The organism is Chitinophagales bacterium (genome assembly GCA_020636535.1).
GTDB lineage: Bacteria > Bacteroidota > Bacteroidia > Chitinophagales > JADIYW01 > JADJSS01.
The window spans coordinates 340,020-353,815 of record JACJXT010000011.1 but is presented as its reverse complement, the minus strand read 5'-3'; the positions used below and the strand labels follow the sequence as shown (position 1 = coordinate 353,815).

15 protein-coding genes are annotated in these 13,796 nt (G+C 30.5%); 10 read left to right on the top strand and 5 right to left on the bottom strand.

All coding sequences use genetic code 11. The annotated features are described in order from the left end of the window. Window positions 1-110: 110 nt before the first annotated feature. Complete coding sequence (locus H6553_01990) at window positions 111-911, bottom strand: sulfite exporter TauE/SafE family protein (protein MCB9032586.1); 801 nt, start codon at window positions 909-911, stop codon at window positions 111-113. Between the two features lie 142 nt (window positions 912-1,053). Here H6553_01990 and H6553_01985 point away from each other — a divergent pair, with 142 nt between their 5' ends. Genes H6553_01985 through rfaE2 form a run of 3 tightly spaced genes read left to right on the top strand, consistent with a single transcriptional unit; the run spans window position 1,054 to window position 2,882 of the window. Beyond that, the gene (locus H6553_01985) at window positions 1,054-1,404 is read left to right on the top strand and encodes an aspartate 1-decarboxylase (GenBank protein MCB9032585.1); all 351 of its coding nucleotides are present in this window, start codon (window positions 1,054-1,056) and stop codon (window positions 1,402-1,404) included. Between the two features lie 7 nt (window positions 1,405-1,411). Further along, on the top strand, window positions 1,412-2,443 hold the full coding sequence (locus H6553_01980; GenBank protein ID MCB9032584.1) for a flippase-like domain-containing protein: 1,032 nt from the start codon (window positions 1,412-1,414) through the stop codon (window positions 2,441-2,443). After that, window positions 2,412-2,882: a D-glycero-beta-D-manno-heptose 1-phosphate adenylyltransferase gene (gene rfaE2, locus H6553_01975; protein MCB9032583.1), complete on the top strand. Its 471-nt coding sequence runs from the start codon at window positions 2,412-2,414 to the stop codon at window positions 2,880-2,882. Before H6553_01980 ends, rfaE2 begins: the two co-directional genes overlap by 32 nt. A 158-nt stretch (window positions 2,883-3,040) precedes the next feature. Here the strand turns inward: rfaE2 and H6553_01970 are convergent, their stop codons facing one another. The 3 genes from H6553_01970 to H6553_01960 all read right to left on the bottom strand — a co-directional run bounded on the left by H6553_01970 (window position 3,041) and on the right by H6553_01960 (window position 5,815). Further along, window positions 3,041-4,558, bottom strand: coding sequence for an Rne/Rng family ribonuclease (locus H6553_01970; GenBank protein ID MCB9032582.1), 1,518 nt, complete (start codon window positions 4,556-4,558; stop codon window positions 3,041-3,043). A gap of 134 nt (window positions 4,559-4,692) precedes the next feature. Then, window positions 4,693-5,520 carry a tetratricopeptide repeat protein gene (locus tag H6553_01965; protein MCB9032581.1) on the bottom strand — a complete coding sequence of 276 codons (828 nt, stop codon included), beginning with the start codon at window positions 5,518-5,520 and terminating at the stop codon, window positions 4,693-4,695. A gap of 4 nt (window positions 5,521-5,524) precedes the next feature. After that, entirely contained in the window at window positions 5,525-5,815 is a 291-nt protein-coding gene (locus H6553_01960; protein MCB9032580.1) for an integration host factor subunit beta, read from the bottom strand. A gap of 100 nt (window positions 5,816-5,915) precedes the next feature. Here H6553_01960 and mutY point away from each other — a divergent pair, with 100 nt between their 5' ends. The 6 genes from mutY to H6553_01930 all read left to right on the top strand — a co-directional run bounded on the left by mutY (window position 5,916) and on the right by H6553_01930 (window position 10,040). After that, window positions 5,916-6,950 carry an A/G-specific adenine glycosylase gene (gene mutY / locus H6553_01955; GenBank protein MCB9032579.1) on the top strand — a complete coding sequence of 345 codons (1,035 nt, stop codon included), beginning with the start codon at window positions 5,916-5,918 and terminating at the stop codon, window positions 6,948-6,950. Window positions 6,951-6,968: 18 nt separating this feature from the next. Beyond that, the gene (gene ssb / locus H6553_01950) at window positions 6,969-7,394 is read left to right on the top strand and encodes a single-stranded DNA-binding protein (protein MCB9032578.1); all 426 of its coding nucleotides are present in this window, start codon (window positions 6,969-6,971) and stop codon (window positions 7,392-7,394) included. A 6-nt stretch (window positions 7,395-7,400) separates the two neighbouring features. Next, a complete protein-coding gene (gldE, locus tag H6553_01945) occupies window positions 7,401-8,750 on the top strand; it encodes a gliding motility-associated protein GldE (protein MCB9032577.1) in 1,350 nt (449 codons plus the stop codon). Between the two features lie 3 nt (window positions 8,751-8,753). Next, window positions 8,754-9,347 carry a gliding motility lipoprotein GldD gene (locus H6553_01940; GenBank protein MCB9032576.1) on the top strand — a complete coding sequence of 198 codons (594 nt, stop codon included), beginning with the start codon at window positions 8,754-8,756 and terminating at the stop codon, window positions 9,345-9,347. A gap of 40 nt (window positions 9,348-9,387) precedes the next feature. Next, window positions 9,388-9,747, top strand: a complete 360-nt coding sequence (locus H6553_01935) for a phage holin family protein (GenBank protein ID MCB9032575.1) — start codon at window positions 9,388-9,390, stop codon at window positions 9,745-9,747. Between the two features lie 74 nt (window positions 9,748-9,821). After that, window positions 9,822-10,040 carry a hypothetical protein gene (locus H6553_01930; GenBank protein MCB9032574.1) on the top strand — a complete coding sequence of 73 codons (219 nt, stop codon included), beginning with the start codon at window positions 9,822-9,824 and terminating at the stop codon, window positions 10,038-10,040. A 134-nt stretch (window positions 10,041-10,174) separates the two neighbouring features. Here H6553_01930 and H6553_01925 read toward each other — a convergent pair whose 3' ends face one another. After that, complete coding sequence (locus H6553_01925) at window positions 10,175-10,582, bottom strand: DUF3997 domain-containing protein (protein ID MCB9032573.1); 408 nt, start codon at window positions 10,580-10,582, stop codon at window positions 10,175-10,177. A 343-nt stretch (window positions 10,583-10,925) separates the two neighbouring features. On the opposite strand from H6553_01925, the gene uvrA reads away from it, so the two are divergent. Further along, a complete protein-coding gene (gene uvrA, locus H6553_01920) occupies window positions 10,926-13,766 on the top strand; it encodes an excinuclease ABC subunit UvrA (protein ID MCB9032572.1) in 2,841 nt (946 codons plus the stop codon). The last annotated feature ends 30 nt before the right edge of the window (window positions 13,767-13,796 follow it).

The following is a 13,796-nucleotide window of genomic DNA, read 5'->3' as shown; positions in this document are numbered from 1 at the left end:
ACTACGCACTTTCTATTTAGAACTAGAAATATGAAATACTTCAATTTGAGTAACCATGTAGCAACTCATGGTATAAAAAGTATCTAATGCGTAATTTGGGTTTATTGGTGCTACTTTAAAAACACTTCTTTTATTATAATATAAATTCCCATAACTAATACAAACCAACCAAATGCAGGTTTTAGTTTATTACCATCTATTTTTTTTGATAATGCACTACCAATAAATATTCCTACAATAGCAAAACCAACTACCATTAATAAAAATGACCAATCAATATGCTCGTTCCCACCTTCTCCTAAAAAACCAATTAATGATTTTGCTGCTATAATTAATAAAGAAGTACCAACAGCTTCTTTCATAGGTAATTTGCTTAGTACAACTAAAGCTGGAATAATTAAAAAACCACCACCAGCACCAACTAAACCAGTTAGTAAACCAACTACAATTCCCTCAACTAATATTAATGGTATATTGAATTCTTGTTGTCCATTTTCATTTTTATCAATAACTTTTTTATCTTTCTTTATCATAGAATATGATGCTGCTATCATCAAAATAGCAAAAAGTACCATTACCAATAAATCTTTAGTTACTACAAATTCTCCTATAGAAAATACTTCTTTGGGAATTGCAGGAACAACAAATGCTCTTGTAATAAAAACAGCAGCAATAGCAGGAATTCCAAAAATAACAGCTGTTTTAACATTTACTAAGCCATTTCTAAAATAACTTACAGAACCAACAGCAGCTGTAGCACCAACAATAAATAAAGAGTAACCTGTGGCAATAATTGGCTCTACACCAAATAAATAAACCAACACAGGAACTGTTAGAATACTACCTCCACCACCTATTAATCCAAGAGAAATACCTATTAATATTGATGCTATATATCCTACAACTTCCATAAAAATAATTTGAGATGCAAAACTGCAAAATAAAAATAGCTCGTTTTGTAACTTAAATCACAAAAAGAGACAATAAGTTGCAAAATAATAATTTAACAAGAAAGACAGGCAATTGTATTATCTTTGAGGCAAATATAAAAGCATGTTGATTACAGTTTATAGAGCAAAAATACATAGAGCTACAGTTACACAAGCAGACTTAAACTATAAAGGCAGTATTACAATTGATGAAGATTTATTAGATGCTTCTGGAATTGTAGAACACGAAAAAGTGCAAATTGTAAATGTAGATAATGGCGAACGATTTGAGACTTTTGTTATTATTGGCGAAAGAGGTTCTGGCGTAATTTGCTTAAATGGTCCTGCTGCAAGAAAAGTACAAGTTGGCGATAAACTCATTATTATTGCTTACGGCATGGTAGATATTAACGAAGCCAAAAATGTAAAACCTACTTCTGTTTTTCCTGATGAAAACAACAGCATAAAAAAATAAACTTTTCTTGAAAAAGTATCTTAATAATATCATTCAGCTAGTAATTTCACTTTCATTAGGTGTTGGTATTATTGTGTGGATGAACAGCACTTTAGATGCAGAACAAAAATCAAACATTATTAGTGCAATAAAGAGTGCCAATTACTTTTGGATGATAGTAATGATACTCTTTGGTCTTTTAAGTAATATTTTTAGAACACAACGCTGGCGATTGCTACTTAAACCAAGTGGCTATTATCCTAACTTTTACAATACTTTTGCTGCTGTAACAATTATGTTCTTTGGCAATTTATTTTTTCCACGATTAGGAGAAGTTGTTCGTTGTAGTATTTTAACCAAGTATGATAAAGTGCCTATAGAAAAATCAATTGGTTCTATGGTACTAGAACGAGTAATTGACTTAATTAGCATTCTAATAATTGGTGGAATTTTATTCTTAGTAGAACAAGAAAGACTACTAACATTTTTTACAGGGCTTTTTAAAAAGACAGAATCTATTGAACAAGAAAGCAGCAATTTAAAATATTATATTTTTGTTGGAATCTTAGTTTTGGCTATTGTTGGATTTATCTATCTCTACAAAAAACATGGATTAGAAAAAATCACCACTTTTGTAAAAGAGAAATTAAAAAGTTTGTGGGAAAGTTTAATTTCTATTAGAAAATTAGATAATATAGGTCAGTTTTTAATTTGTAGTATTGGTGTTTGGGTATGTTATATTTCTATGTCGTACTTTGGATTTAAAGCATTAACTGCAACTGAAAATCTAGGTTGGTCGGCTGCTGCTGCTACCGTTTTTTTTGGTGGATTTGCTATGGTAGCAACACAAGGAGGCATTGGTCTTTATCAAATAACAATACAAAAAGTATTATTGACTTATGGTGTTATAGGTACAATGGGTTATGCTTTTGGCTGGTTGGCTTGGTCAGTACAAACCTTTTTTGTAATTATTGGTGGAATAATCAGTTTGATTTTTTTAGCTTTATACAACAGAACTCCTAAGTACATTGAACAAAATCATAACAATACAACACCTTGACGCTATTACAACGCATTTAAAAGCAAACAAGCAACAAATTGTGTTTACCAATGGCTGTTTCGACTTACTACACGAAGGTCATTTACACTTACTACAACAAGCAAAACAATTTGGAGACATTTTAATCGTAGCAGTAAATACAGATGCTTCCATTAAACGATTAAAAGGAAATGAACGACCAATTGAAACATTAGCAATTAGATTACAACACTTGGCTAATTTAGCTTATGTAGATTTTGTAATTGCTTTTGATGAAGACACACCACTACAACTCATTGAACAAATACAACCAAATATTTTAGTTAAAGGCAGTGATTATAAAAACAAAACAATAGTTGGTTCGGACATAGTGCTACAAAACAAAGGCAAAGTTATTTTAGTAGACATTTTAGAAGGATATTCTACTACGAATAAAATCAAACAGAATATTAAAAAATAACAATTAGAAAAAAATAAATTGTATAACTTAATGAGTTTAAAACTATGACAATACTGTAAAGTTAATCCTTTTTTCTTAAGTTAATAGCATTGGTAAAGACACTTGACATAGCAACAAATATCAAAGTTACTCTGAGTATAGTTTGTTAGTAGAGTAATTTAATCTTGTTCTATCAATTTGTATTCAGATAATTTTAAGCTAGAGTCTTGAATTAGTTTAATCCACTTATTGGTTTTGGTATACCATTTCATTCTAAACGAAAGTGTGCCTTTTCTTAAATAAGCATATATAAATGGATGTACATAAAGTAAAAAATTCTTTGTTTTACTGCTTCTTAAAAATAGTAATTCATTTTCTATATTTTCTACTATTTGTAGTGGTTCTTCTATGCTTTTTAAAATTTTAGTATCGGCAATGTCTACAGAAACTTCTTCTTTTACTCTCTGTCTAGTAATTTCCATTAAACCAAATTTGCTAATTGGCAACAAAATGTGCTTTGCTTTGTCTGGTTTCATAGCTTTTTGCATTGCTTCAAATATTTTATCTTTATATTGTTTAGATTTCATATCAATAAAATCTACTACAATAATGCCACCAATATTTCTTAAACGAAGTTGTCTTGCAATTTCATTAGCTGCTAACAAATTAATATTATACGCATTGGTGTCTTGGTCTACATCTTTTTTAACTTTTGGTCCACTATTCACATCAATAACATGCATGGCTTCGGTGTGTTCTATAATAATGTAGGCACCAGATTTTAGCGTTACAATTTTTCCGAAAGCTGTTTTTATTTGTTTACTTACCTCATACGCTTCAAAAATTGGCGTATGGTCGTTGTACAGTTTCAACAACTTCGCTTTATCTATGGTTCTGTTGTGTAGAAAAGATTTTAGTTCGCCATACAACTCTTTATCGTCTGTTATTATTTGTTCAAAAGAATCGTTTACTAAATCTCTTATTATCGATTGCGATTTTGCCATTTCTTTTAACAGCAGTTTGTTGAGTTTGGCTTTGTAAGTTTTTTGAATTACTGTCGTCCACTTTTTATAAATATGGTCGATGTCTGCTTTTAAGTCTTTTTCAGATACTTTTTCGGCATTGGTTCTAATTACCAAACCAACATTATTAGGTTTTAGTTGCTTAGAAATGTTTAACAAACGCTCTCTTTCTGCTTCGTCGGTAATTTTTTTGCTAATGCCAACGCCACTAGCAAAAGGCGAAAGCACTACGAATCTTCCTGGAATAGAAATTTCGCAAGTAAGTCGAGGTCCTTTAGTAGAAATAGCTTCTTTAGCAATTTGAAAAATACCAATATCGCCTTTTTTTAAAACATCTGAGATGTTTCCATTCTTATCTATAGGTGGTTCTAAGACCACAGTTTCCAATGACGAAATTTTATTGCCATTAATACTACTTGTAGCAATTTTTATAAGTGTGCGTACATTTGGACTTAAATCAGAATAATGTATAAAGGCGTCTTTTCCGTAGCCAATATCTACAAATGCAGCGTTGAGTGCTGGATTTAGCTTTTTAATTCTACCGATATAAATATCACCAGCATCATAACCTTCGTCTTCTTTCGACTCAATATGATACTCAACTAGTTTTTTTTCTTCAAGAAGTGCAATTTCAACGCCATTGGAATTAGCATGTATTACTAATTCTCTAGTCATTTACTTTCAGTTAAATAGTCTAACAAAAATTATTTTTTCTTCTTGTGTCTATTTTTTCTGAGTCTTTTCTTTCTCTTGTGCGTCGCAATTTTATGACGCTTTCTTTTTTTACCACTTGGCATAATAAATCTTTTTTATCGCTTTAAATTTTCAATAATTGCATCTATTTCTTTAGAAAAATCTTCATTCTGAACAAGTTGTTTACACAATTCAAACAAGTTAATTGCGGTTTCCTTGTTGCCAGCTTCTGCTTCTGTAATGGCTAAAAAATAAAGTGCTTCTGTATTTTGGTTATTGTGTTCTAGTACTTGTTTAAATCTTTCTCTTGCTTTATCAAACTGACCAGATTGAAGTGAAAATCTACCTAGAGCCATTAATGCTTTTTCATTATGTGGATCTTTATCTATTATAGATTTTAAAATACCTATTCCTTGCATTGGATTTTCGCCTTGCAAAACAAAATACTCTGCTTGCATTATCTTAGCATCTACATCATCAGGATTTTTTTCAAGAACTTTTTCCAAAGATTGGTTTGCAAAGGTACTAATATTATTTGAAATAATGCTGTCTTTGTTATTTTTAAGTGCAAAAATCCACAACGAAGCATTCTCTTTTAATAAGCTAGTATCTTTAAGTACATCTGTATATTGTTGAAAGTAATATGCTTCTAGTCCAACATTTTGCTGTTGTTGCCAAAAAAACGATATTTTTTGTAGCAATTGTGCTTTATCTTTTGTACTGTTGGCATTGTTTAATGCTGTTTTCCAAAGCATTAAGCTGTCTTTATTTGTACTATTTAGTTGTTGTAGTACTTCTTCTTCGTAAGCATCAAATGTAGTAGTGCTTGCTATTGTTGTATTGGTAGCTGTTGCTTTGTTTTGATGTGTGGTTTTTCCAAAAAAATAAATTCCAGCAACAATACAAAGCGTAATCAATAATAAGATGTATTGCTTTTTTTGCAATGGTTTATTTTTTTACTTTGCTTTCTTTTACTTCTTCAACAAATTGTTTAGAAGGTTTAAAAACAGGAATGTCATGCTCTGGAATTTCTATGGCAATGTTTTTCTTTATGTTTCTTCCGATTTTAGCTTTTCTTGTTTTTCTTGAAAATGTGCCAAAACCTCTTATAAAAATTGGCTCTCCTTCTATTAAAGAACCTTTAACTTCTTTTATAAAGCTTTCAACTGTAACTAATACATCTACTTTTGGAACACCTGTCTTTTCTGAAATAATGGTAACGATATCTGCTTTTCTCATGTAATTGTTTTTTCGTTTAATTCGGTCTGCAAATTTCTGCAATTCTTTTCAAAATAAAAACAGTTTTTTCTAAATAAAGGTTTTATTTGTATTAACAAATATGCAGTCATTTAACAAAAAACTAATCAATTGGCACTTAAAGCATCCAAGAAACTTGCCTTGGAAAGCCACAAACAATGCTTATTACATTTGGTTGTCTGAAATTATTTTGCAGCAAACTAGAGTAGAACAAGGTTTGCCTTACTACGAAAAATTTGTACAGCATTATCCTAAAGTAGAAGATTTAGCAAATGCTCCTTTAGATGAAGTATTAAAACTTTGGGAAGGTTTGGGTTATTATAGTAGAGCCAGAAATTTACACTTAGCTGCACAACAAATTGTAGCAGATTATAATGGCAAATTACCTAATTCGTACGATGAATTATTAAAAATTAAAGGTATTGGTAGTTATACTGCTGCAGCAATAGCTTCGTTTGCTTTTAATTTACCACATGCAGTAGTAGATGGCAATGTATTTAGAGTACTTGCTAGAGTTTTTGGTATTGCTACACCAATTGATACGACTCAAGGGAAAAAAGAGTTTGAAGCACTAGCCAATCAACTGTTAGATAAGAAACAAGCCGCTTTATTTAACCAAGCGATAATGGATTTTGGAGCAATTCAATGTGTGCCTAGAAATCCAAATTGTAGTATTTGCATTTTTAATGACAGTTGCTTTGCCTATATCAACAATAAAATAAATGACTTGCCATTCAAATCAAAAAAAATAAAAAAGAAAGAAAGGTATTTCCATTTTGTAGTAGCTTACAATCAGCACAATATTGTTATTGTACAAAGAACGGAACAAGACATTTGGCAAAGTTTATTTCAATTTCCTATGCTAGAAACAGATACTAGTACTATACCAAGCGATTTACAAGCATTTGGAATTAATGAACTCAACAGTTTTATTTATAAACAACAGCTTACACATCAAAAAATAATTGGTATCTTTTACGAGTTAAAAACTGAAAAAATAGATACTATTGCTAAAAAATGGAATGCTATGAAAGTAAATAAGTCAAAAATAAATAACTTTGCATTTCCTAGAATAATCAATAATTATTTGAAAGATAGATTTATTTACTTAATTTAGAGAGAGAATAATATTTTTATGAGTGTAAACAAAGCAATATTGATAGGTCGTTTAGGAAAAGATCCTGAGGTAAGAAGAATTAATGAAGGTACAACCGTATGTAATTTTCCTTTAGCTACTAGAGAAGTTTATAAAACTAAAGAAGGCGATTACAATGAACTTACCGAATGGCATAATATTGTAATGTGGAGAGGCATTGCCGAACGAGCAGAGAAAATATTAAAAAAAGGCATGAATGTTTACATTGAAGGAAAAATTAAAACTCGCTCTTGGGAAAAAGATGGTGTTAAAAGATATATTACCGAAATTGTAGTTGAAAATTTTCAACTGGTAGAAAGAAGAAATAACAATAACGACAATAGTGTTGACAGCGACAAAGATGAAGCAGATGCTATTGACGAAACAGAAATTAGTCAAAATTTTGAAGATGATTTACCATTTTAATATTTAATGGACGACGAAATTCCCATATCGCTTATAGTAAATTTTATTGGTAGTGTAAATTGGCAACAGATATTTTTGCCATTTTCATATCAAGTAATAGTAGAATTATTAGCTATTTTAATTTTACTAATACTTACTGCTTTAATGTGTTCTACAGAAGTGGCTTTCTTTTCTATCGACCATCAACAACAAAAGAAAATGGAAGAAAGCAATGACGAAACAGACAAACATATACTAAGTTTACTTAAGCAACCACAATATTTATTAGCCACATTGGTTTTTTCTATCACACTATTTTCATTAGGTATTGTTTTAATTTTTGAAAATTTAGTGGTGGTAGTTTTTCAACCTGCATTTTTAGAAAAAAATAAAGTTTGGGAATTTGTTATTAAAGTAGCTTTTGAAACATTTATTATTGTACTCTTTGCAGAAGTAATACCAAAAGTATATGCTTCGCAAAAAAGCTATAGTGTTGCCAGAAGTTTAGTAGGTTTAATTCGCATTTTCAGAAAACTATTTTCGCCAATTATACGCATACTTGTTGCTACAACTAATTTTATTGAAAAAAGATTACACACTACCAACAAATCTATAACAGCACAAGATTTAGATGAAGCAATAGACATTACCAATACTGATGATGCATATGAAAACGACTCTAAAATTTTAAAAGGAATTATTAAATTTGGAAATATTACTGTAAAACAAATAATGAAGTCTAGATTAGATGTAGTTGCAGTAGACCACGATGCTAATTTTTCTGAGTTGTTGGATATAGTAAGAGATTCTGGCTACTCTAGAATTCCTGTTTACAATGATGATGTAGACAAAGTAGTAGGAATTATATATGCAAAAGACTTATTACAGTTTCTAGATGAACCAAAAGATTTTAACTGGAACTCATTTATAAAACCAGCTAAGTTTGTTCCAGAAAATAAAAAAATAGATGTACTACTAGAAGAATTTCAAGCAAGCAGAGTACACATGGCAATTGTAGTAGATGAATATGGTGGCACTAATGGCATTATTACACTAGAAGATATTTTAGAAGAAGTAATTGGCGACATTAGAGACGAATACGATGATGTAATAGAAATTGACTATAAAAAAATAGACGATCACAATTATATTTTTGAAGGAAGAACTGCTATTAATGATGTGTGTAAAATCATCAATACTTCTACAGATACTTTTGAAAACATAAGAGGCAATGCAGATTCTCTTGCTGGTTTAATTTTAGAACTCAATGCAGAATTGCCAAAATTAAATCAAATCATCAACTATAAAAATTACAGTTTTAAAGTAGTAGAAAAAGACAAAACAAGAATAAAACAAATTAAAATAACTATCGCTTAAAAAATGAAATCAAAACATATATATATACTATTCTCAATTATTTTAATGTTTACTGCTTGTAAAGAACACTATACACCAAAAAAAAATGCTTACTATCGTTTGTCGTTTCCAACAACCAAAACACTCACTACATATCAAAACAATACTTGTCCGTTTTCATTTCAATATCCAAACTATTGGATAGTACAAAAAGACAGCAATGATTTGCAAGAGTTATCCAATCATCCATGTTGGTTTAATTTGGTAGTACCAGAACATAAAGTCAAAATTTATTTTAGCTACACCGCAATAGATGCCAACAATACTTTAGATAAACTAGTAAAAGACAGTTATAAAATGAGTTTTAAACATGCTATTAAAGCCGACTATATTGATGATATTCCATTCAAAACCAAAAACAATGTAGAAGGCGTAATGTATGATGTTGGTGGAAATGCTGCTTCTGGTTTACAGTTTTATTTAACCGATAGCATACAACATTTTTTAAGAGGTTCGCTTTATTTTTACAATACACCTAACTACGATTCTATTGCTCCTGCGTTTGATTATTTTAGCAAAGATGTCGATATAATTGTCAACTCATTTACTTGGCAATAACAGTTTATTAAAATTTTGAAGAATTATTTAACTTTACATTATGAAAATGATAGTTCGATTTATTATTCAAGTAGGTGTAATTATAGCACTCTCCTACTTAATGCCAAAAATTGGCTTTGAACAATTTGGCGTAGATTCGGTTGCCGATGCGTTAAAAATTGCAATTGTATTAGGATTGCTCAATTTATTTATTCGACCAATACTTAAAATTATTGCATTTCCTATTACCTGTATTACAATGGGTTTGTTTTCTTTTGTAATTAATGCCTTAATTGTTTTACTAGCCGATAATCTTTTAGAAGGATTTCATACTGGTGGATTTTGGGCAGCATTGGTATTTAGTATCGCTTATGCATTTGCAAGCTCTAGCATAAGCAGTATAATTATTGATAATGATTGATTAATAAGCATTTAATATAGTATATTTTGATTTTATAATACGATGATATACATTTGTATCTAAAATTAATTGAAATGAAAAAATTATTCGTATTATTATTTGCAGCAGTTTTATTCGTAGGATTTAGTGCTTGCAAAGGTGGAGAAGAAGCTAAAGAAGAAACTGGTGAAGCTATTGATGCAGTAACAGAATCAGTTGTTGAAACTGTTGATGCTGCTGTTGATAGCACTGGTGCTGCAATTAGTGAAGCTGCTGACAGTGTAAAATCTAAAGTAGAAGACGCTGTACATTAATTAGACAAAACAACTGCGAAAGCAGTTTTAAACAAAAAGGCATCAAAATATTTTGATGCCTTTTTTATTTTTGTGGTAGATTGATAATGAGAAGTATAGTTCTCAGAGTTCTCTTTGAGTAACTCTGAGAGAAGTTAATTCCATAATTTAGTTTTTGTAGTGTCTAACTCTAATCTTGAAGGAATTGAAAGCCCTATTCTTCTCTGCGAATATTGCTCATAAGTCAATGGACCATAATAATAATGAGTTTTTTTCTCTATTATAAAAAACTGTTTATTGGTTTTATATTTATTTATATATTGATTATCATTATCTTTAGATCTAGAGAAATATTCATTAATTATTCTATACACTAAAATATAATGGTTATTATACACATAATCTACTACTTCACAATCTACTATTGTCATATTATTATATACTATTGATACGATAGGTGACCCATCATCATAGATATAATAACCATCTCCCAAACCATCGCATTCCTTAAAAAATAAAAATACAATAAAAATAAACAAACTAAATATTATATACTTACTCATTAAATAAACTAAAAGCAATCAATAATTAAAACTTCTATCACACTTTGAAAAAACATTCTCATTCACACGCATACGCTCATTCTTTCTTTAAAAATAATACAAATTATATATTTATACAATTATTTTGAGTTTATAATTAGTGGAAGTTAAAGTTCAGCAAGTAGATCTGCATTTTGTTGTTTCGTGAGACACGAACCAAGGCGTAAAAATGATTTACTCAGAGTTCTCTATCGAGTAACTCTGAGAGAAGTTAAGTTAACAAGATAAAGTTGAATACAAAAACTTTGAGTTTATTTTATAATCGAATACTATAACCATTCAAAAACCTTTAGTATTTTGTAGCATGCAACAGTTGCCACCAATAGCCGAAGAAGAAATCACTCATCTTAATGTGTATGGTGCAAGAGAACACAATCTTAAAAACATAGAAGTTCACTTACCACGCAATCAGTTTATCGTCATTACTGGGTTAAGTGGAAGTGGCAAATCGTCCTTAGCTTTCGATACCATTTTTGCCGAAGGTCAACGCCGTTATATGGAAAGCTTGTCTACCTACGCCAGACAGTTTTTAGGTAGTATGGAACGACCTGATGTAGAAAAAATTACAGGTTTAAGTCCTGTTATTTCTATAGAACAAAAATCGACCAATAGAAATCCTCGTTCTACTGTTGGAACAACTACAGAAATATATGATTTTTTACGATTATTGTTTGCAAGAATTAGTGAGGCATATTCTTATAACACAGGAAAAAAAATGGTCAAGTTCTCAGAAGACCAAATTATCCAAACCATTATTCAGCAATTCAATCAACAAAAAATTGCAATACTCGCACCAGTGGTAAGAGGAAGAAAAGGACATTATAGAGAGTTGTTTGAAGAAATTAGAAAGAAAGGATATTTGCGTGTTCGTGTTGATGGCGAAACCAAAGAAATTCAGAATAAAATGCAAGTGGATCGTTACAAAATCCACGATATAGAAATTGTAATAGACAGATTAAAAGTTGATAAAAAAGACATTCAACGCGTAAGAGATTCTATTGCTGCGGCATTAAAAGAAGGCAATGGCTTGTTGTTTGTAGAAGAAATAGACAATAAACAAATACATACATTTAGTAAGTCTTTAATGTGTGTAGATACTGGTATTTCTTACGAAGAACCATCGCCTAATTCATTTTCCTTTAATTCACCTTATGGTGCTTGTCCAACTTGCAAAGGATTAGGTGTTTTAAAACAAGCTGATGAAGACAAAATCATTCCAGATAAATCCAAAAATATTTACGATGGTGGAATTGTAGCATTAGGAGAATATAAAAACAACCACTCATTTAAAACCGTAGAAAGTATTTTAAAGCAATTCAATTTCTCACTAAAAACACCAATCAACGAATTATCCGAAGAAGTATTAAATATATTACTATATGGTACTGATGAAAAAGTTGAAGTAGAAACAGATTTTGATAATAAAAAGAAATATAAATTTTCATATCATGGAATAGCAAAACAAATAGAACAATCGTACCATGATGAAACTTCAATTGCTTTGTATCATTGGGCGAGAAATTATATCAGCAGTGTTCCTTGCACCGAATGTAATGGAACTCGATTAAAAAATATTACGCTTTGGTTTAAAATAGACAACCGAAATATTAGCGATGTAGCCCACTACGATTTAGATGAACTTTTTGCTTGGGTGCAAACCTTGCCTAAAAAACTAAACAATGCACAAAATATAATTGCAAAAGATATTTTAAAAGAATTAACAGATAGAATTGGCTTCTTGTTAGATGTTGGTTTAACTTATTTAACATTAGATAGAGCAACTGCAAGTTTATCAGGTGGTGAATCGCAACGCATTAGATTAGCTACACAAATTGGTTCTCAATTAATGGGAATTACTTATATATTAGATGAACCAAGTATAGGTTTACATCAAAGAGACAATCATCGTTTAATTACAGCACTTAGAAATTTAGCAGATATTGGCAATACAGTAATCGTAGTAGAACACGACAAAGACATTATGCTTAAAGCAGATTATATTATCGACCTTGGACCAAAAGCTGGTGTTCATGGTGGAGAAATCGTAGCACAAGGCAATCCAAAATCGTTTATCAAAAACAATACTATTACTGCACAATTCTTATCAGGAAAAATGAAAATAGATATTCCTAAGAAAAGAAGAAAAGGCAATGGCAATCAATTGATATTAAAAGGTGCAAGTGGAAATAATCTTAAAAAGGTAGATGCTACATTTCCACTAGGCATGTTAATTGGTGTTTCAGGTGTCTCAGGAAGTGGTAAGTCAACATTAATTAACGATACTTTATATAAGATATTAAATCAACATTTATATAGAACACCACATCAACCAATGGCGTATAAAAGTATAGAAGGATTGGAGTTTATTGATAAAGTAATAGAAATAGACCAATCGCCAATTGGTAGAACACCAAGAAGTAATCCTGCAACATATATTAAAGTATTTGATGAAATAAGGCGACTGTATGCTTCGTTGCCAGAATCTCAAATTCGTGGTTACAAAGCTGGACAGTTTTCTTTTAATGTTCAAGGTGGACGATGCGAAACATGTAGTGGTGGTGGTATGAAATTAATAGAAATGAATTTCTTGCCAGATGTTTATGTAGAATGTGATGTGTGTTTAGGCAAACGCTACAACAGTCAAACGCTTGAAGTAAAATACAAAGCAAAATCTATTTTTGATGTGTTGGATATGACAATTGAAGATGCAGTAGTATTCTTTGAAAACATACCTAAAATTCATCGCAAATTAAAAACACTGTTAGATGTTGGTTTGGGTTATATTAAAGTCGGACAGTCATCTACTACGCTAAGTGGTGGAGAAGCACAACGCGTAAAGCTATCGGAAGAGCTGAGTAAAAAAGATACAGGTAACACTTTTTATATACTAGATGAACCTACAACAGGTTTGCATTTTGAAGACATCAAAGTACTATTAGACATATTACAAAAATTAGTAGATAAAGGCAATACGGTTTTGGTAATAGAACACAATTTAGATGTTATAAAAGTCTGTGATTATATTATTGATCTTGGACCAGAAGGCGGAAAAAATGGAGGCACAATAGTGGCAACAGGCACACCAGAACAAGTGAGTACTAATAAAAAAAGCATCACAGGAAAATTTTTACTAGAAGAATTGTGATTTTTTTCTCAAGTTTGACACGATATTGAG

Excerpts from the sequence above, each read along its gene's own strand:
- H6553_01960 (MCB9032580.1), bottom strand. The coding sequence starts at position 5,815 with ATGAGAAAAGCAGATATCGTTACCATTATTTCAGAAAAGACAGGTGTT.
- H6553_01985 (MCB9032585.1), top strand. The coding sequence starts at position 1,054 with ATGTTGATTACAGTTTATAGAGCAAAAATACATAGAGCTACAGTTACA.
- uvrA (MCB9032572.1), top strand. The coding sequence starts at position 10,926 with ATGCAACAGTTGCCACCAATAGCCGAAGAAGAAATCACTCATCTTAAT.
- ssb (MCB9032578.1), top strand. The coding sequence starts at position 6,969 with ATGAGTGTAAACAAAGCAATATTGATAGGTCGTTTAGGAAAAGATCCT.
- mutY (MCB9032579.1), top strand. The coding sequence starts at position 5,916 with ATGCAGTCATTTAACAAAAAACTAATCAATTGGCACTTAAAGCATCCA.
- H6553_01930 (MCB9032574.1), top strand. The coding sequence starts at position 9,822 with ATGAAAAAATTATTCGTATTATTATTTGCAGCAGTTTTATTCGTAGGA.
- H6553_01940 (MCB9032576.1), top strand. The coding sequence starts at position 8,754 with ATGAAATCAAAACATATATATATACTATTCTCAATTATTTTAATGTTT.
- H6553_01935 (MCB9032575.1), top strand. The coding sequence starts at position 9,388 with ATGAAAATGATAGTTCGATTTATTATTCAAGTAGGTGTAATTATAGCA.
- H6553_01990 (MCB9032586.1), bottom strand. The coding sequence starts at position 911 with ATGGAAGTTGTAGGATATATAGCATCAATATTAATAGGTATTTCTCTT.
- H6553_01970 (MCB9032582.1), bottom strand. The coding sequence starts at position 4,558 with ATGACTAGAGAATTAGTAATACATGCTAATTCCAATGGCGTTGAAATT.
- gldE (MCB9032577.1), top strand. The coding sequence starts at position 7,401 with ATGGACGACGAAATTCCCATATCGCTTATAGTAAATTTTATTGGTAGT.
- H6553_01925 (MCB9032573.1), bottom strand. The coding sequence starts at position 10,582 with ATGAGTAAGTATATAATATTTAGTTTGTTTATTTTTATTGTATTTTTA.